Genomic DNA, 17752 nt, shown 5'->3' with positions numbered 1-17752 from the left:
TGCGAATCATGATGCAACTGCAATCCCACGCCGGCGACGCGCTCGCCAGCCCCCACATCGCGTGGTACATCTACGTGCTGCGCTCCTTTCTCGCGCTCGTCGTCCTGGGCGTCTGCGCCTGGGGCGCGATGGCGCTGGCCTACCGGTGCCCCGGACCCAGCCTCGTTCGGTATCTCGTCATTGCCCTTTGGGCCCTGCTCGGCGTCGCCGCCATGGCCGCGCTGTTGCGCGTGCGTGCCGGCGCACCGTTGAAGGGCTGGCCGCTCGCCTTCACGCTCGCGATGGTCGTGCTCGTGAACTGGTGGCAGATGATCCGGCCGTCCAACGACCGCGACTGGGCCGCCGACGTCGCCCAGTTGCTCGAATCACGGCAGGATGGCTCGCGCGTCACGCTACATAACGTACGCAACTTCGAATGGCGCACCGAGACCGACTTCACGCCGCACTGGGAAACCCGCGAGTACGATCTCGACAAGCTCGTGAGCGCGGACCTCGTGCTGTCGTACTGGATGGGACCCGCGATCGCCCACACCCTCGTTTCCTTTGGGTTCTCCGACGGCCAACGCGTGGTCTTCTCCATCGAAATTCGCAAGAAACTCGGCCAGAAATTCTCGCCCGTCGGCGGCTTCTTCAAGGACTTCGAAGCGACGCTGGTGGCCGCAGACGAGCGCGACATCCTGCGCGTGCGCAGCAACGTGCGCGGCGAGACCGTCTATCTCTACCGGCTGAACATCCCGCCCGCGCAGCTACGCCAGGTCTTCGTCGGCTATCTGGATCGAGCCGCCGAGCTGCGCCGTGAACCGGCCTGGTACAACACGCTCACGAGCAACTGCACGACCATCGTTTTCGAGATCGCGCGTCTCATCGCACCGGGCCTGCCGCTCGACTACCGACTGCTGCTGTCGGGCTACTTCGCCGAGTATGCCTTCGACCAGGGCGGCCTCACGCCCGGCTTCGCTTATGCCGAGTTGCAGGCGCGCGGCAACTTCGTCGCCCGGGCGCTGGCCGCCGGCGACGCCGCGGACTTCTCGGCACGCATCCGGCAAGGCGTACCGGGCGAGGATCCGAAGGTGACGCCGTGAGCCGCCCCGCGACCTTGTCGACGTGGCTGCGCCGCGCCGCAACGCTGGCCGCCGCCGCGTGGCTGGCGGCGCTGTCGGGCTGTGCGATGGTGGAAGTGCGCTCGCTCGGTCCGGAACAGTACATCGCGATGAAGCGCGGCGACATCCTGTCGACCAACAGGCTCAGTACGGCCACCGACGAAACGATCCGTGTGGCGGGTCTCGACGAGACGATCTGCGTCAAGCCGTCGCTCGACTGCATCGACGCACTCGGGCGCGCCAAGGAGATCGACATCGACCGACGGCTGGCCGCGATGGCGGAAATGGCGATGCAGTTGGCCATCGCGCAAACGCCTGCCGGCGACCGGCAGTGGAACGACGCCCAGTTCGATCTGTGGCTGCGCGCTGCACGATACTCCTACGCCTACCTGTTCTACGGCGACCGGCCCTCCAGCGAGCGCGCTTTCGAAGACCGTCAGACGCAGGTGCGCGACTATTACAACTACGCCGTACAGACGTTCTCGGTCGCCCTCTTCCGCCGCGTGCAGGCCACCGGCAGCGACAAGATCGCGGGATGGACGCTGCCGGTCGACGCCAGCAGCGTGCGCTTCGCCGACAACCGCACGCGTCCACGCGAGGTGCTGCCGGCCTCGACGCTCTCGTTTGCAGGCCTGCGCAGCCCCTACCGGCGGGACGGCTTCGGGGCGGAGCTGGTTGCCGTGCTCGACGAGAAATCCGCGGCCGATGCGCTGGCAGACGCGAGATGTACGCCGACGCCGCGCGGCGATGCGTCCGCCGGGTCCGGAGACGGCGACAATTCGACGCCGACTCGCACGGACGGCAGCACGCGCAGCCTGCGTGAAAGCCGGGCGTCGCGCGACTTCCGGCGCGCGACCGACCCCAATGCGGGCCCGATGTTCAGTGAAATGCCCTCGCCTTCGCTGACCTTGCTGCTGCGCTTCGACGGCAACACGCGCGACGAAATTCTCACGACACACGTGGCCACGCTGGTCGTCTACGACCCGTACCGGCAGTCGTCGGTCGAGCTGCATGGCCAGACGGTGCCGCTGACGGGCAACTTCACGGCCGGCTACGGGCTGTGGCTGGCGCGTTCGGGCTTCGCCGAGCAGTCGCTGCGCACGCTGTTCGGCCGCGACCGCGGTATTGACCGGCCGCACATCTACCTGATGCAGCCATTCGATCCGGGGCGCCGTGTGATCCTGATGTTGCACGGGCTGGCGAGCAGTCCGGAGGCATGGGTGAACCTGGCCAACGAGATTCAGGGCGACGCCACCCTGCGCGAGCATTTCCAGATCTGGCAGGTGTACTACCCGACCAATGGTCCGATCCTCGTGAACGCGATGGCGATTCGCAACGCGTTCGAGGCAACGCTCAAGCACTTCGATCCGGACGGGCTTTCCGCCGCCTCGCACGACGCCGTGGTCGTCGGCCACAGCATGGGCGGCGTGATCGCACGACTGATGGTCTCGCGCGCGGACGACGAGCTATGGAATGCGTTCCAGGAAGACTACGACATCGATGAAGACCGCCTGGCGCGTGCGCGCGGCCGGCTCGATCCGTTGTTCCGTTTCAAACCGGTGCCGCAGTTCGAGCGGGCGATCTTCATCGCGGCGCCGCACCGCGGCACGCCGTTCGCCCGCAACCGGCTGGGACGATGGATCTCGAATCTCATCAAGCTGCCGGTGACGCTGCTTGCCGGTCTCGACGATGCGCTGCACTTCGCCACGGGCGCCGAAGACGCGCCCTCCGAAGGCAAGACGCGCTACGTACCGAATAGCGTCGATCAACTACGCGACGACGATCCGTATGTGGTGGCCGCCGCCGGCCTGAAGATTTCGCCGTCTGTGCAATATCACTCGATCATCGCGCGGCGCGACGCCAAGGGGCCGCTCAACGAGTCCAGCGACGGCGTGGTGCCCTATCTGAGTGCGCATCTGGCAGGGGCGCAGTCGGAGCGCGTGATCGTTTCGGGCCATAGCGTTCAGGAAACGCCGCAAGCGATTCTCGAAATCCGCCGCATCCTGCACGAGGACGTCGACGAACTGGACCCGATCCGTGCGCCGAATCGCGAGAATCCGTTCCAGCCGATCGATCCGCCGCCGCTGGCGGTGCCGGCAACGCCACCCGCCACAACCAGCGCGAAGGGAACAAAAGCGACGAAAGCTGTGAAATAGACCACGCCGACGCACCGCCCATCCGCAGAGGGACGGCGTCAGGACACTGCGTTGATCTGGATGTGGTACACGCCCCAGGGGCACAGCGTGAACTGTTCCTTGAGCGGTTTGCCCGCGAGCGCCGGAATCCGCGCCGGGTCATAGACGGCCCACAGCGGGCCCAGGCCGCCAAGCGCGAGCGGCTTGTCGTCCAGATGCGTCGCCAGCAGGAATCGATATTCACGCACGACCCCCAGCGTGGTGGCAACGACGTAACCGTCGATCGCCCGCAACAGCACCTGCGTGAGCGGATTGGCAGGCGCCCCCGCGCCGGCGAGCACATCGGCGAGCAGCGGGCCGTGCAAGGTATGCGGTTTCGCGTCGTATTCGAGCGTCGGGCGGATCGTCTGCGCGGGCATGCGCGCCAGCATGCCGAAATCGAAGGCGTATGCCGCGTCGAACCGCACAAGTTGCTTGTGAAATAGCTGGTCGAGCGCGGGATCGACGGGACCGCGATTGTGACGGCCAATGGCGCCACTCACCGTGACGATTGGCGTGGTAGCCGGCGTCGCCTGAGTGGCGGCCGGCGCAGCGAACAGCGGTGCCGATGTTCCGAGCGCCAGCGCGCCGGCGAGGAATTCACGTTTTTGCATGACGTTGACGAATACGGTGGACAGGCGGGGCGACGGCGCACGCGAGCCTGGTCGCCCATGTGTGCGCGAATGGGACGTCCCGCCAAGTGGCGAGAGCGTAACACCGAAGTCCCACCGACAACCAATGTTCACAATCAAACATGAATAAATTTAAAGTTAATCTGAAATAAGACCATTTTCATTCATGAATCGAAATCTCTATGATCATCGTCACGATTTCCTTCATCTGGCGGCAAGCGTCATAAGAGAACATGGCAAAGACACACAACCTGGGATTCCCGCGCATCGGCGCGAAGCGTGAACTGAAGTTCGGCCTGGAAGCGTATTGGAAGGGTCAGTCGTCGCGCGACGAACTGAAGTCGCTCGGCGCCTCGCTGCGCCAGCGCCACTGGCAAGACCAGTCGGCGCTCGACCTGGTACCGGTCGGCGACTTCGCCTTCTACGATCAGGTGCTCGACATGAGCTTCACGCTCGGCAATCTGCCCGAGCGTGTCCAGGGATTCCACGGCGACGCCCTGGACAACTACTTCCGCGTGGCACGCGGGCGCTCGGCCCTGGGCGCCGAAGCACACGCCGATTGCTGCGGTGGCGTGGCCGCCGGCGAGATGACGAAGTGGTTCGATACGAACTACCACTACATCGTGCCGGAATTCTCGGCCGCCACGAACTTCTCGCTCGACGCGTCGCGACTGGTCGACCAACTCGCCGAAGCCCGCGCGGCCGGGGTGAACGCCAAACCGGTCATCATTGGCCCTGTCACCTACCTGTGGCTCGGCAAGGCCAAGGACGAGAGCGACAAACTCGCGCTGCTGCCTCGTCTGCTGCCAGCCTACGTGAAGCTACTCGAGACGCTTGCCACGCAAGGCGTCGAGTGGGTGCAGATCGACGAACCCATTCTCGTAACGGAACTGAGCCCTGCATGGCAAGGCGCCTTCGAGACGGCCTACGCCGCGTTGGCGGCAACCCCCGTCAAGCGCCTGCTTGCCACGTACTTCGGCGAACTGCAGGACAACCTGCCGCTGGCATGCCGCCTGCCGATCGACGGGCTGCACCTCGACGCCGTGAACGCCGGGAACGAAGTCGGCAAGGTCATCGCCGCACTGCCCGCCGAGAAGGTGGTATCGCTCGGCGTGATCAACGGCCGCAACATCTGGAAGTCGGACCTGGCGGCCGTGCTGGACTGGCTGGAACCGGTCGCGAAAGCGCTCGGCGAGCGTCTGTGGATCGCCCCGTCGTGCTCCCTGCTTCACGTGCCGGTCGATCTGGACAGCGAACAGAAGCTCGATGCGGAAATCCGCTCGTGGCTGGCCTTCGCCAAACAGAAACTCGCCGAACTGAGCGTGCTGGCCCGTGCCGTCAACGAAGGTCGTAACGCCGTGTCGGCCGAACTGGCGGCCAACGCTGCGGCCATCGCCAGCCGCCGGGCGTCGCCGCGCGTGCATAACCCGGCCGTCAAGGCGGCCGTCGCCGGGATCGAAGCGTCGCTGGGCCGGCGCCAGAAGCCGTACGTCGAGCGCGCCGCGAAACAGGCCGCCCGGCTGAACCTGCCGCTCTACCCGACCACGACGATCGGTTCGTTCCCGCAGACGGCCGACATCCGCACGGCGCGCAGCCAGTACAAGGCCGGCGAGCTCGACGAGGCCGGCTACATCGCGGCGATGCGGGCCGAAATCACGCGCAGTGTGCGCGAGCAGGAAGCGCTGGGCCTGGATGTGCTCGTGCACGGCGAAGCCGAGCGCAACGACATGGTCGAGTATTTCGGCGAGCAGCTCGAAGGCTACGCGTTCAGCCAGTTCGGCTGGGTGCAGTCGTATGGTTCGCGCTGCGTGAAGCCCCCCATCATGTTCGGCGACATCAGCCGCCCGAAGGCCATGACCGTCGAGTGGATCAAGTTCGCCCAATCGCTCACGGACAAGCCGATGAAGGGCATGCTGACCGGCCCCGTCACGATCCTGAACTGGTCGTTCGTACGCGACGATCAGCCGCGCTCGGTGTCGTGCTTCCAGCTCGCGCTCGCCATTCGTGAAGAGGTGCTGGATCTGGAGCGCGCCGGCGTACGCGTCATCCAGATCGATGAGGCGGCGCTGCGCGAAGGCCTGCCGCTGCGCCGCGCACAATGGCAGACGTATCTGGACTGGGCGGTCGAATCGTTCCGCATCACGGCCAACGGCGTGCAGGACGATACGCAGATCCACACGCACATGTGCTATTCCGAATTCAACGACATCATCGCGGCGATTGCGGACATGGATGCCGACGTGATCACCATCGAGACGTCGCGCTCGGACATGGAACTGCTCGACGCGTTCGACTCGTTCCAGTACCCGAACGAGATCGGCCCCGGCGTGTACGACATCCATTCGCCGAACATCCCGACGCAGGAGCACATCGTGTCGCTCATGAACAAGGCGGCCGAGCGCATTCCGGCCACGCGTCTCTGGGTCAATCCGGACTGCGGTCTGAAGACGCGTCAGTGGGCGGAGGTCATCCCGGCGCTCCAGAACATGGTCGCCGCCGCGAAGACGTTGCGCGCCCAGTAAGCCGATTCGCGAGCTTGCCGGACCGTAACGCGCAAGCGTTACGGTATCGGCCTCGCGATCGACGTCTCCCGAAAACGGGTCGGCATTTGCCGGCCCGTTTTGCATTTCCGGTGGGCGGCCGTGGCCGCGCGCCATCTCGCACGGAAACACGCCGGAAACCCCGCAAGACACCGCAAAATGCCTGCGCCTTGCCGCGAAACGGCGCCGCGCACACCTTCGATCCGCAAAGCCACTTGAAAAACATCTGCTAAGTGTTTGATTAAAAGTCGCTTTGCATGGCATAGTCGCGCGGGCGTACGTTGCCGCGCGCTAAGTTTCTCCTAAGTTTCGCGCGCTATCGTGCGCCGGTGCCGTCCAGTGTGACCGGCAACGTAACGGTTGCGCGCCGCAACGGCCGCGCCGTGAAACACTTGGAACACCATGCGGATATTGCTCGTAGAAGACGACACCATGATTGGCGAAGCCATGACGCAGGCGCTCAAGGACGCCTCGTACGCGGCCGACTGGTGTCGCGACGGCGACGCCGCCCTTGCGGCGCTGGCCGCGCACACCTACGATCTGATGCTGCTCGACCTGGGCCTGCCCGGCCGCGATGGTTGGGAAGTGCTGCGCGCGCACCGTGGGGCGGGCGGACGCACGCCGATCATCGTCGTGACGGCCCGCGACGGCGCCGAAGACATCATTCAGGGGCTGGATCTTGGCGCGGACGACTTCGTCGTCAAACCGTTCGAAGTCGGTGAACTGCTCGCCCGCATGCGCGCCGTCATCCGCCGCAACGCGGGCGTGGCGATCCCGGTGCTGACCAACGGGGCCCTGTCGCTCGACCCCGCCACGCATCAGGCGAGCTATGGCGAGAACAGCTGCGTGCTGTCCGCGCGTGAATACGCCCTGCTGCACGCCCTCATGCTGCGCCCCGGCACCATCCTCTCGCGCGACGCGCTCGAGCACCGCCTGTACGGCTGGGGCGAGGAGATCGAGAGCAACATGATCGACTTCCTGATCCATTCCATCCGCAAGAAGCTCGGTGCGGATGTCATCCGCAACATCCGCGGCGCCGGCTGGCTGGTTCCCAAGGCATGATGCGCTCGCTTCAGTCGCGTCTGGTGATCACGCTCTCGGCCTGCGCGCTGGGGCTGGCCATCGTTGCGGGCTTCGTCTCGTACGGGGCGGCCTTTCGCGAGGCGTACCGTTTTCAGGACGACCAGTTGCTGCAGCTCGCCGCGCTCGTCGACACGCGCAACCTCACTGCGGCAGACACCGCCATGCATGGTCTGCCGCTCCAGGATCACGACTATCGGCTCACAGTGCAGCGGCTCGGGGGCACGTTTCCGGTGACGCTCGCCGACGGTTTTCACACCGTGAGCACGGGCGGCCATACGTGGCGCGCCTTCGTGCGCACGGTCGGCCCGTCGCAGCGGATCGTGGTCGCCCAGCCCACGGAAGGCCGCAACGAGATCGCCCGCAACAGCGGCCTGCGCACGGCCCTGCCATTCGTGGTGTTCGTGCCGCTGCTCATCGGCGCCATCGTGCTGACGGTGCGGCGCGCCTGGCGGCCGGTGCAGCGTCTGGCCGGCGAGATCGACAAGCGGCGCAACACCGACCTGCGCCCGCTCGACACGCAGGGCGCGCCAACCGAAATCGAGCCGTTCGTCGTGTCCATCAACCGTTTGCTGGCACGCCTGTCCAAGGCGCTCGACGAGCAACGCCGGTTCGTGGCCGACGCGGCGCACGAACTGCGCTCGCCGGTCACGGCCCTGGTGATTCAGGCGGAAAATCTCGATCGGGCCCTGGCGCCCGCACCGCTCGACGCCGAGACCCGCAATCGCCTCACCCGGCTCAAGAGCGGATTGCAACGCACCCGTACGCTGCTGGAGCAGTTACTGACGCTCGCTCGCGCGCAGAACGTGGCCGTGGTCGCCGTCACGCCGCTCACGCTGCTGCCGGCTGTGCGTGAGGCGCTCGAGGATGTCTTCGTGCTGGCCGATCGCAAGCGGATCGTGCTCGACCTGGTCGATGCCTCGGCGAGCGCGCCGGGCCGGCCGGGACTGCGGGTGCTCGGCACGAAGCGCGACATCGTCACGCTGCTCGGCAATCTGGTGGGCAACGCCGTGCGCTATACGCCGGCAGGCGGCACCGTCTCGGTGCGCGTGTCGGCCACTGGCCCCGATGTGGTGATCGACGTGATCGACTCGGGCCCCGGCATCGACGCCGACAAGCGCGAACATGTCTTCGATGCGTTCTACCGTGCGAGCGAACAGCGCGAGCCGCGCGATCACGGCGGCGAAGGCACCGGGCTGGGCCTGGCGATCGTGCGTGCCATCGTCGATCGCCTCGGCGGCCGGGTGACGCTCAAGGACGCCAGCCTGACGCCACCGCGCGGGCTGCACGTACGTGTCACACTGCCGAACCCCGACGCGTTGCCGCCGACCACCCGGTCGCCGTCTTCCTTACCCCCATCCCGCTGATTCTCGTTCGCGGTCATTCAATTCTTCGTCAACTCAAAGTCCGGAAGCCTCGCATCCATGTCCACACGCCCTCAACGTGACGCCGGGTTGGAACCCTGGCCGATCTCCCCCGCCGCCCTGCTCTGGCTGGTCGCGATGTTCGCGCTCGTCTGGTTCGGCGTGCTGAACCTTCGCCACCTGGTTCCCAGCGACGAAGGCCGCTACGCCGAAATGGCGCGCGAAATGCTGGCCACGGGCGATTGGGTCACGCCGCGCTACAACGGCTACCTGTACTTCGAAAAACCGCCCCTGCAGACGTGGATGAACGCCCTCACGTTCATGGTCTTCGGCCTCGGCGACTGGCAGGCGCGTCTGTGGACGGCGCTGACGGGTTTTGCCGGCGTGCTGCTCGTGGGCTACACCGGCCGCCGCGTGTTCGGCGCGCGTGCGGGCTTCTTCGCTGCCCTCACGCTGGCAAGCGCGCCGCTGTGGAGTCTGCTGGGCCACTTCAACGTGCTCGACATGGGCCTGTCGTTCATGATGGCGCTCGTGCTGTGTTCGCTGCTGCTCGCGCAGCGCCCCGGGCTGACGGACGCGCAGACGCGCAACTGGATGTGGCTGTGCTGGGCGGCGATGGGGTTGTCGATCCTGAGCAAAGGTCTGATCGGCGTGGTGCTGCCAGGCGCGGTGCTGGTGATCTACACGCTGATCGCGCGCGATTGGGCGTTGTGGAAGCGTCTGCACATCGCAAGCGGGCTGATCGTGCTGCTGGCCGTCACCGTGCCGTGGTTCGCCGCCGTGATGGCGCGCAACCCGTCGTTCTTCGACTTCTTCTTCATCAACGAGCACTTCAACCGCTTCCTCAAGCCGGATCACCATCGCCCCGGTGCGTTGTGGTACTTCGTGCCGGTGCTGATCGTCGGCTTCCTGCCGTGGCTGTCGATGTCGACGCGCATATTGTCGGCCTCGCGCGCCCTGCCGCGGCAGGCGAATGGCTTCCGTCCAGTGCTGATGCTCGCAGTCTGGGCCATCTTCATCTTCTGCTTCTTCTCGATCTCGCACTCGAAGCTCATTTCGTATGTGCTGCCGGTGGCTCCCGCGATCGCACTGCTGCTGGGCATTGGCCTGGCGGGGCTGACGCGCGAGACGCTGCGCAAGCATCTCATCGTCTCCGCCGTGCTGTTCGTGGCCGCGATCGTGGCAGGCCTGGTGTTCCTCTCGCATCACTCGGACCGGCACAATCCGGTCGCGGTGTACCGGGAGTTCACCTATTACCTGTATGCCGCGAGCATCGTCGGTCTGATCGGCATTGGCGTGACGCACTGGCTTGCCCGGCGCAGCACGAAGCAGGCGCTCATCGCGTTCGCGGCGACGTGGTTCGCATTCACGATGATTGGCGGCTCAGGGCACGAGGCATTCGGACGCGGCAGTTCGGGTATCGATCTGGTGCCGGCCGTGCGGGCGGAGATGGAACGTCTGGGCCCTGACGCACCGTTTTACTCAGTCGGCACGCTCGATCACACGATGCCGTACTACCTGCGCCAACCGATGACCATGGTGGCCGTGCAGGATGAACTCGAATTCGGCATTTCGCAGGCACCCGACAGCTGGATCCCGACGCTCGACAAGTTCGCCGAGGTCTGGATGTCCGCGCCGAAGGCGCTTGCGCTGGTCGATCCGGAGAAGTTCACGGTGCTCGAGACGCTCGGCCTGCCGATGAAGGTCATCGCGCGCGACGACCGGCGCGTGATCATCGAGAAGCCAGTGACTCAATAGCAGGTAAGGCGCTCTCACGCGCCATTCAGGCAGTCAAACAAGAATGGCTGAGGGCAAGACATCGCCCTCAGCCATTTTCCTTTTCCCGCCAGAGTTACTTGGCCTTCTTCTTGCCATCCACAGGTTTTGCCTGACCGACCGGGACGCTGGCTTCGGCCGTCAGCATCAGGAACGTGAACGTCTCTTCCAGGTACAGACGGACGGTGCTCGCCGTGTGGTCGAGATAGCCGATCGAAACATCCTGACCGATGTGCATCTCGAAGTCGCCGCCGCGCGTGGAAAGGATGCAGCCGCCGTCGATGGCCGGCGCCCAGATGATCTCGCCGCTCACGATATGGCCGATGTGCTCGAGAATCGGATAACCCTGATCGTTCGCCTCGGCCACGGCCGTGTAGGCATCGGCACCCAGCAGCACGCTGTACGGACCGTCCACCCCTTCCAGGCGCAGTTGCTCGAGCGCCTTGGCGATCACGGTCGGATAATCGGCGATGTTCTGCGGCAACGGCAGCACCGGGTTCGACGTGCCCTGGCGCACGCCCGTGATGCCCGCCGCCCGGTAGCCGTCGAAGATGGCACGGTCTTCGGCATAGGCGAGCTTGATCGCCGCATCCTTGGCCGGTTGCCAGTCCGAATCGTTGGCGCCGCGCTCGACGTCGTCGATGGCTTCGCGCGAGAGTTCGAACGGCACGCGCAGCGCCACGAGCGGCATCACCTCGCGCTGACGCGCGGCCACGCCGTCGAGCGGCGCATCGATCGCCTTCTGGTGCCCGGTGCCCACCCCGGCGAGCGCGAGTCCCCCCGGTCCTTTCACGTCGACCACGCGCCGGGCAGCGACGGTACGCTTGAACGTGCGCGCCACTTCTTCTTCGATCTGTTCCCACGCGGCGTTCGAAATGGGGGCAAGTGCGCGATGCAGGTTGTTCATGCCTGAGAAACTCCTTTGAGCGATCCGATATTCAGCGAGCCGGCCGACGCGTCGGGGCCCGCATTCGTAAGAGAGGAAACCGTTACGTCGAGTACCGCGTTGGCCGGCGTCGGCGTATCGGTGTCGAGCAGTGTCTTGATGGCGGACGGGCCAGCTGCGGCCACCGCTTCGGGCTCGCGCTCGGCAAGCGCCTCGAGCAGCAGCGCCGACGGCACGAAGAACAGGCCGCCGGTCACCGCCGTGCTGAAGTCGAGCAGACGGTCGTAGTTGCCGGGCGGACGGCCCACGAACATGTTCTCCAGCATCTGCTCGATGGGCGCGGGCGAACGAGCGTAGCCGATGAAGTACGTGCCGAACTCCGCCGAGCCGGGTCGGCCGAACGGCATATTGTCACGCAGGATCTTGATTTCCTTGCCGTTTTCTTCGAGCGTGGTGAGCGCGCTGTGCGACCAGCTCGGCTTCACGCCCTCGTCGAACTCGACGTCCGAGAGCTTGGTGCGCCCGATGATGCGCTCCTGTGCCTCGATCGGCAGCGCGTTCCAGCCAGTCATGTCGTGCAGGTATTTCTGCACGAGCACATAGCTGCCACCGGCGAATTCGGGATCCTCGTCGCCCATGACGGTGAACTCGAGCGCCTCCTGTCCCTCCGGGTTCTCGGTGCCGTCGACGAAACCGATCATGGCGCGCATGTCGAAGTAGCGGAAACCATGCACCTCATCGACCACGGTCACGGCGTCGCCCAGCTTGCCGAGCATGAGCGTGGCCAGATCGAAGCACAGGTCCATCTGGTCGGCACGGATATGCAGCAGCAGGTCGCCGGGCGTTGCCGGCGCATGGCGCTTGCCCGCACCGAACTCGCGGAACGGATGCAGTTCGACAGGCCGCGGGGCGCCGAACAGACGGTCCCAGGCGCCATCGCTGAAGCCCACCACACACGACAGGTTGCCGGAGGGCACACGCTTGCCGACCGAGCGGACATAGGCGGCAACGTCGGCGCACCAGCCCCGCACGGCCGCATGCGCGGCTTCGTCGGCGCGCACGGTCGCGACGAGAAAAATAGCACTACGGGTGACGGTGCCCGAAACGGGCTGAGGATCCGGGGGAGGCGACGGACGTTCGATCATTACTTTCCTGCGTGGGGCTGAGGTTCTTGGCGCCTGCGCACGCGGCCTCGGGTCGAACGGCAGACCGTAGGCTATCGGGCGGCGACTTTTGGTGCGTTAAGTTTATAACGCAACGCACCGCAATATGCCACTCCCTTGCTCAACCCCACGTGAAAAGCTTCGCACGGCGTTCAATGGCGCCTCGCCCCGCTCGAGAGCGCCGCTTCGCCAACGTCGTTCGCCCGTCAGGCGCCTTGAAGGCCGTCGGCACCGGTGTGGTGCGCGGCGTGCGGGGCAAAAACGGTTAGCGTTTCGCCCAGCGCTTCGCGCGCATAGGCCGCTGCCGCAGCCATCTGCGCCAGCCGCGCGCGCAACTCCAGGTTCTCTTGCTCTAGGTACTGCACGCGCCGCACGGCGTCGGCCACGTCGGTCACGGCGCCGTTCGTTGAATGGTGGCTCTCGGGCATGGCGTCCAGCAACGTGATCGCACGCGCCAGATTCTGCTCCAGTTGCCGGGCCCAGGCGGACTGGCCGACCACGGGCAACGCACCGAACGCGGGCACCACCGGAATTCCGTAGATCGAGCGCGCACGAACGATGGCCTTCTGTACCGTACCGGCACTGGGGCGACGCGCCAGACCAGCCTGCGCCATGAAACGCAGATACGTCTGCGCCCCATAAATCCGGTACGTGACTTTCCACACATCCGACAGGAACGCGTCAAGAAATGCGGGATTGTTGTGAGGATGTGCCGCATCTGCGTCACGCGCTGCGGCCAGCAAAGCAGCATGGGTTGCATCGTCGAACTTCAAGGCAGACCTTGCCATAGCGATCTCCGGGTGCATGCCGATTTTTTTGGGGGGCCTCGGGGGGGCGAGGGAGGCCTCGGGGCCTCAGGGCTTCGGAGCGGGGCCTGGAACGGGCGGCACCCACTTGCGCTTGGCGCTCGGGTCCTGCGTAACGGCCACGGCAACCGCTTCGGTGTAATTCACCGTCACGGCGTCGCCCACCTTCACGCCTTCGAGCAGCTTCGGATCCTCGACGGCCATGTCCACCGTGCGCGATGGGCCACGCAACGTGATGACGTTCGCCTTGCGATCGATTCTCTGCACGGTCGCCACGACCGTCAGGTTGCGCGCCACGTCGGCCGCCGGACGCTGGCCTGGCGCCGCACGATCGGCGCCTTCGGTCACGATCCGACTCCGGACACCGTCGCCCGGCGCCACGGAAATGGCGACGGAGCGCTCATAGGCAACGACGACCTTGTCGCCCTTGCGCATTTGCTCGAAGTTCTTCACATCGGGGCCGACGATAAAGGTGACCGGCTTACCGTAGTCGTCCGCGACCTGGATGGTGCGCTTCTTTGCATCGACGCCGAGCAGCGTGGTGCGGAATTCGACGACGTCCCCCGCGACAATCGGCGCCGGTCGCGTCGCCTCCTCAGCGTGCACTACCGTCCCCAACGACAACAGACCGGCCAGAATCATGGCTTGCCGAAGCTTCATGGTGAATCCCTTGTTATTGATGTATGAATGCAGGCGAGTCCCGCTCCCGGGATCGCTATTTGTTTAATTATCCAAACCAAAAAATCGGAAACTCACGAGTTTTTATTAACCCTGACGTTTCCGTTGGATAGTAACAAAATAATTCAAGCGCGCAACATCATTTTAATTTGCATGCCCAAATAAAAGAGCCCCTCATGTAACTAAAATTACCCACGGACAGCCTTGCCATCGGCCTTAACATCACAATCACCTCAAGAAATTCATCGCCATTTGATTCAAGTCAAAGTTCCTCTAGCTTCAACTGGAACCAATGCACGGCAGTGCGTCGCAAAGATACATTTTGTTACAAAATTACTTTCAACTTTCGAGCGATTTTCAATCCATTTAAACGATTCCGTTTTTCCTGTCAATTTGCAATCCGAATCACCATTCTGAATTATCGCCCCCCCCTTGCACGTCGATGTCACCTCCTTCAATTTCGTTTTCCGAACGAAATCGCACAGTGCCGGCCCCGTGACCACGACGATTCTCCAGACGATCGCCGCCCCCGCGACCATCTCCGTATTGAGGCGGCGGACGGCATGACTTCGCACCGGCAGCGCGGTTAGGCGCTTGTGAGCGGCACGTCGGGAACGTTATGCTTGCCTTATGAACCGTCGCATTCCTATTGCTCCCGAAGACGTCGAACTGACCGCCATGCGTGCTCAAGGCGCGGGAGGTCAGAACGTCAACAAAGTCTCCAGCGCCATTCACCTGCGTTTCGACGTCATGCGCTCGTCGCTGCCGGACGAGGTCAAATCGCGGCTGCTCGCGCGACTCGATCACCGCATTACCCAGGAGGGCGTGATCGTCATCAAGGCCCAGCAACATCGATCGCAGGAACTCAACCGGGCCGACGCCCTGGCCCGCCTCCAGGCACTTGTCGATGCCGCGGCTGTGGCGCCGCGCCGGCGTGTCGCCACGCGACCGACGCTCGCCAGTCAAGTCCGTCGCCGGGACGCCAAACAGGTGCGATCGCGTCTCAAGGCCTCCCGCGGCAAGGTTCGTGGAAGTCGGGACGAGCAATGATAATCATGATTATCTTTTTGCCATGAAAGATATTTTTTATTAGCTTTTTATGGCAAGTGCTTTTGCGAGATGCTAAGATTAAGCATCATTTCTACGAAAAAGCTTACTATCATGAGCTTCATGGAACCTCTCATCGCCGCACGCAAGGACGCCGGACTGACGCAGGCCGAGCTTGCCGACCGGTCGGGCCTGTCCCGCATGACGGTGCAAAAGGCGGAGTCCGGTGTGCTCGATCCGCGCATCTCGACCGTGTTGGAAATGGCGCGCGCCCTCGGACTCGAACCCATGCTCGTGCCGGCCGGCCTGCGCCAGGAAGTCGAGGCCTTCCTTCGTTCCGGCGGCAAGTACCTCGCCCAGCCGAGTGGCGTGTCCGCGCCGCCTTCCATCGTCGAGACGCTCGGCCTGCCGGGCTCGCCCTCGGCCGGTCTACGCCAATGAACATCAAATACCTGCGCGCGTACCTCCATCAGCCTGACGGCTCGCGACGCCCTATCGGCTATCTCTCGCAGTACGGCGACATCTTGCGCATGTCGTTCGACGAGGATTACATCGCCGACGCACAGCGCCCAACGCTCTCGCTCGCGTATCGCGGCGCGAGCGAGACAGCCACCCGCGAAATTCTGGCCTCGCGGCAGGACGCCCGGCTGGTGCGCACCGACGGCCGCTGGCCGGTGTATTTCGAGAATCTGCTGCCCGAGGGCCACAACCGTGAACGGCTGGCGGCCGAGCGTCGCTGCAGCCCGGACGACGAGTTCGAACTGCTCGCCGCCGCCGGCCACGACTTGATGGGCGCTCTGGAAGTCGAGCCGGTGCCTGCACGCGAAGGCGTGCCGGATGTCGTGCATCGCTGGCACACGGCACTCGGGCTGGAGATGGTAGAACCCGGCTTCGTCGATACGCCGGTGGAAGATGCGGCGTCGCTGCCCGGGGTCGTGACGAAGTTCTCGGCCATTCGCGACGGGCGTCGCTACATCGTCAAGCGCCACGGGCGGGCGGGCTCGGTCATCCTCAAGTTGCCGACCACGCGGCACCCGGATCTCGTCCAGAACGAATTCACGGGCTATCGGTTGTGCGGCGCGCTCGAACTCGATTGCGCGAAGGCCGAGATCATCTCACGACACGATGCCGAACTCCCCGAGCAGGTGCCCTTCGAGCACATTCTCGCGGTGCCGCGCTTCGACCGGCTGCCCGACGGACGCCGTGTGCATATGGAAGAGTTTGCGCAGGTGCTGCAATACCCGCCGCGCAGCAAATACGGCCGCGGTCTCGACATCGACTACACGACGATGCTGCGCGTGCTCGACCAGCTCTCGGCGCAGCCAGTGCGCGACGTGCGCGAGTTCCTGCGGCGTCTGATCGCCTTCATTCTGCTGGGCAACACCGATGCCCATCTGAAGAACTGGGCGCTGACCTACCCCGACGCCCGCACGCCGCAACTCGCGCCGGTGTACGACCCGGTCTGCGTCGCCGCCTTCTTCCATGACGTGCCCGCCTCGCACTACGGCGTGAACCGCGCCATCGACAAGACGCTGCGTGCGTTCGACTGGAGCGCCCTTGAAGGTTTGCTGAAAGGCGCCGGGTTGCTGCGCGTGGGCCGGCTGATGACGATTGCTCGCGAGACCGTGCGCGAAGCGCGGTCTCGTTGGCCCGCGCTGCTCGACGACGCCCCCGGCCCCGTGCGCGCCACCGTGCTCGAACGACTGAATGGCGGCGTCGCCTTGACGGCTTGACCCCGACACCGCGAACATCGAAAAATATTACCCGGGTGATATTGCATTTCAAATAATGCCCGGGTAATATTCGCCGGTATTGACATTACTCGTTCGCCAGCGGAGTCCGCCGTGCCACCCCATCCCCTCGGTTTCACCGTTTTTCGCGATATGCGTCGCATCGCATCGGGTTCGCTCGCGGACGCCGCCATTGCCTTCCAGCAAGCGATGATCGCCGACCCGCATGCCTCGGTATTCATCTTCGACGACCTGCGCGGCGACACGCGGGATGTGGACGTACGCGGCTCGGCCGCCGAGATTCGTGCACGCTATCCCGCGCCTGCCGCAGCCGCGCCATCCGCAACGGGAGAAGCCCCGGCCAAAGGGCGTGGCCGCCCCAGGCTGGGTGTCGTTTCCCGTGAGGTGACGCTGCTGCCCCGCCACTGGGACTGGCTGGCCGATCAGCCGGGCGGGGCTTCCGTTGCGCTGCGCAAACTCGTCGACGAGGCGCGTCGCCGGCACGCCGGACGCGATTTGCAGCGCCGGGCGCAGGAGCGTGCGTACCGTTTCATGTCGACGATCGCCGGCGATCTGCCGAACTTCGAAGAAGCGTCGCGCGCGTTGTTTGCGAACGATCCGGAAGCCTTGAGCGCCCGTATCGCCAACTGGCCCGAGGACGTGCGCACGCACGTACTGCGCCTCGCCTCGACTGACGACCTGGTCGACGCCGGTATGTAGCGCCGTCGCCTTGGCGGCGCGGACACAGCGTTGCGCGCCGCGCTCTCCCCCGATTT

15 protein-coding genes are annotated in these 17752 nt (G+C 65.0%); 10 read left to right on the top strand and 5 right to left on the bottom strand.

Annotation, left to right across the window (positions count from 1 at the left end):
- Positions 1–8: 8 nt before the first annotated feature.
- Together RO07_RS12290 and RO07_RS12285 are read left to right on the top strand one after the other, a co-directional pair.
- On the top strand, positions 9–1082 hold the full coding sequence (locus RO07_RS12290) for an Lnb N-terminal periplasmic domain-containing protein (protein WP_472462557.1): 1074 nt from the start codon (positions 9–11) through the stop codon (positions 1080–1082).
- Positions 1079–3256, top strand: a complete 2178-nt coding sequence (locus RO07_RS12285) for an alpha/beta fold hydrolase (protein ID WP_237171428.1) — start codon at positions 1079–1081, stop codon at positions 3254–3256. Before RO07_RS12290 ends, RO07_RS12285 begins: the two co-directional genes overlap by 4 nt.
- 38 nt (positions 3257–3294) lie before the next feature.
- On the opposite strand, the gene RO07_RS12280 is transcribed toward RO07_RS12285, so the two are convergent.
- Entirely contained in the window at positions 3295–3888 is a 594-nt protein-coding gene (locus RO07_RS12280) for a putative pterin-binding protein (protein ID WP_039411052.1), read from the bottom strand.
- Between the two features lie 251 nt (positions 3889–4139).
- Here RO07_RS12280 and metE point away from each other — a divergent pair, with 251 nt between their 5' ends.
- From metE to RO07_RS12260, 4 genes are all read left to right on the top strand, one after another.
- Positions 4140–6428: a 5-methyltetrahydropteroyltriglutamate--homocysteine S-methyltransferase gene (gene metE / locus RO07_RS12275; protein ID WP_039411051.1), complete on the top strand. Its 2289-nt coding sequence runs from the start codon at positions 4140–4142 to the stop codon at positions 6426–6428.
- A gap of 420 nt (positions 6429–6848) precedes the next feature.
- Positions 6849–7508, top strand: coding sequence for a response regulator transcription factor (locus tag RO07_RS12270; protein WP_039411050.1), 660 nt, complete (start codon positions 6849–6851; stop codon positions 7506–7508).
- On the top strand, positions 7505–8893 hold the full coding sequence (locus RO07_RS12265; protein WP_052267227.1) for a sensor histidine kinase: 1389 nt from the start codon (positions 7505–7507) through the stop codon (positions 8891–8893). The genes RO07_RS12270 and RO07_RS12265 overlap by 4 nt, the downstream gene beginning before the upstream one ends.
- Positions 8894–8950: 57 nt before the next feature.
- The gene (locus tag RO07_RS12260; protein WP_039411048.1) at positions 8951–10648 is read left to right on the top strand and encodes a glycosyltransferase family 39 protein; all 1698 of its coding nucleotides are present in this window, start codon (positions 8951–8953) and stop codon (positions 10646–10648) included.
- Between the two features lie 94 nt (positions 10649–10742).
- Here RO07_RS12260 and RO07_RS12255 read toward each other — a convergent pair whose 3' ends face one another.
- The 4 genes from RO07_RS12255 to RO07_RS12240 all read right to left on the bottom strand — a co-directional run bounded on the left by RO07_RS12255 (position 10743) and on the right by RO07_RS12240 (position 14181).
- Positions 10743–11573 carry a family 1 encapsulin nanocompartment shell protein gene (locus tag RO07_RS12255; protein WP_039411047.1) on the bottom strand — a complete coding sequence of 277 codons (831 nt, stop codon included), beginning with the start codon at positions 11571–11573 and terminating at the stop codon, positions 10743–10745.
- Positions 11570–12697 (bottom strand): Dyp-type peroxidase, encoded by a 1128-nt coding sequence (locus RO07_RS12250; protein WP_084072578.1) that lies wholly within the window; start codon positions 12695–12697, stop codon positions 11570–11572. The genes RO07_RS12255 and RO07_RS12250 overlap by 4 nt, the downstream gene beginning before the upstream one ends.
- Positions 12698–12921: 224 nt before the next feature.
- A complete protein-coding gene (locus tag RO07_RS12245; protein WP_147284503.1) occupies positions 12922–13503 on the bottom strand; it encodes a hypothetical protein in 582 nt (193 codons plus the stop codon).
- 66 nt (positions 13504–13569) lie between these two features.
- Complete coding sequence (locus tag RO07_RS12240; protein ID WP_052267225.1) at positions 13570–14181, bottom strand: hypothetical protein; 612 nt, start codon at positions 14179–14181, stop codon at positions 13570–13572.
- 648 nt (positions 14182–14829) lie between these two features.
- On the opposite strand from RO07_RS12240, the gene arfB reads away from it, so the two are divergent.
- From arfB to RO07_RS12220, 4 genes are all read left to right on the top strand, one after another.
- Entirely contained in the window at positions 14830–15249 is a 420-nt protein-coding gene (arfB, locus tag RO07_RS12235; protein WP_039411045.1) for an alternative ribosome rescue aminoacyl-tRNA hydrolase ArfB, read from the top strand.
- A gap of 111 nt (positions 15250–15360) precedes the next feature.
- Positions 15361–15687, top strand: coding sequence for a helix-turn-helix transcriptional regulator (locus tag RO07_RS12230; RefSeq protein ID WP_039411043.1), 327 nt, complete (start codon positions 15361–15363; stop codon positions 15685–15687).
- Positions 15684–16979, top strand: coding sequence for a type II toxin-antitoxin system HipA family toxin (locus RO07_RS12225; RefSeq protein WP_039411042.1), 1296 nt, complete (start codon positions 15684–15686; stop codon positions 16977–16979). The genes RO07_RS12230 and RO07_RS12225 overlap by 4 nt, the downstream gene beginning before the upstream one ends.
- 150 nt (positions 16980–17129) lie before the next feature.
- A complete protein-coding gene (locus RO07_RS12220; RefSeq protein WP_052267224.1) occupies positions 17130–17696 on the top strand; it encodes a DUF2239 family protein in 567 nt (188 codons plus the stop codon).
- The last annotated feature ends 56 nt before the right edge of the window (positions 17697–17752 follow it).

The sequence above is a fragment of the Pandoraea pulmonicola genome, assembly GCF_000815105.2.
Classification (GTDB): domain Bacteria; phylum Pseudomonadota; class Gammaproteobacteria; order Burkholderiales; family Burkholderiaceae; genus Pandoraea; species Pandoraea pulmonicola.
The sequence above is the reverse complement of the archived record's forward strand: the minus strand, read 5'-3'. Positions and strand labels throughout refer to the sequence as shown.

What these genes read in the sequence shown, in the direction of transcription:
- metE (WP_039411051.1), top strand. Translation starts at nt 4,140, where the DNA reads ATGGCAAAGACACACAACCTGGGATTCCCGCGCATCGGCGCGAAGCGT.
- RO07_RS12230 (WP_039411043.1), top strand. Translation starts at nt 15,361, where the DNA reads ATGAGCTTCATGGAACCTCTCATCGCCGCACGCAAGGACGCCGGACTG.
- RO07_RS12260 (WP_039411048.1), top strand. Translation starts at nt 8,951, where the DNA reads ATGTCCACACGCCCTCAACGTGACGCCGGGTTGGAACCCTGGCCGATC.
- RO07_RS12270 (WP_039411050.1), top strand. Translation starts at nt 6,849, where the DNA reads ATGCGGATATTGCTCGTAGAAGACGACACCATGATTGGCGAAGCCATG.
- RO07_RS12240 (WP_052267225.1), bottom strand. Translation starts at nt 14,181, where the DNA reads ATGAAGCTTCGGCAAGCCATGATTCTGGCCGGTCTGTTGTCGTTGGGG.
- RO07_RS12250 (WP_084072578.1), bottom strand. Translation starts at nt 12,697, where the DNA reads ATGATCGAACGTCCGTCGCCTCCCCCGGATCCTCAGCCCGTTTCGGGC.
- arfB (WP_039411045.1), top strand. Translation starts at nt 14,830, where the DNA reads ATGAACCGTCGCATTCCTATTGCTCCCGAAGACGTCGAACTGACCGCC.
- RO07_RS12265 (WP_052267227.1), top strand. Translation starts at nt 7,505, where the DNA reads ATGATGCGCTCGCTTCAGTCGCGTCTGGTGATCACGCTCTCGGCCTGC.
- RO07_RS12220 (WP_052267224.1), top strand. Translation starts at nt 17,130, where the DNA reads ATGCGTCGCATCGCATCGGGTTCGCTCGCGGACGCCGCCATTGCCTTC.
- RO07_RS12255 (WP_039411047.1), bottom strand. Translation starts at nt 11,573, where the DNA reads ATGAACAACCTGCATCGCGCACTTGCCCCCATTTCGAACGCCGCGTGG.
- RO07_RS12225 (WP_039411042.1), top strand. Translation starts at nt 15,684, where the DNA reads ATGAACATCAAATACCTGCGCGCGTACCTCCATCAGCCTGACGGCTCG.
- RO07_RS12280 (WP_039411052.1), bottom strand. Translation starts at nt 3,888, where the DNA reads ATGCAAAAACGTGAATTCCTCGCCGGCGCGCTGGCGCTCGGAACATCG.
- RO07_RS12290 (WP_472462557.1), top strand. Translation starts at nt 9, where the DNA reads ATGATGCAACTGCAATCCCACGCCGGCGACGCGCTCGCCAGCCCCCAC.
- RO07_RS12245 (WP_147284503.1), bottom strand. Translation starts at nt 13,503, where the DNA reads ATGGCAAGGTCTGCCTTGAAGTTCGACGATGCAACCCATGCTGCTTTG.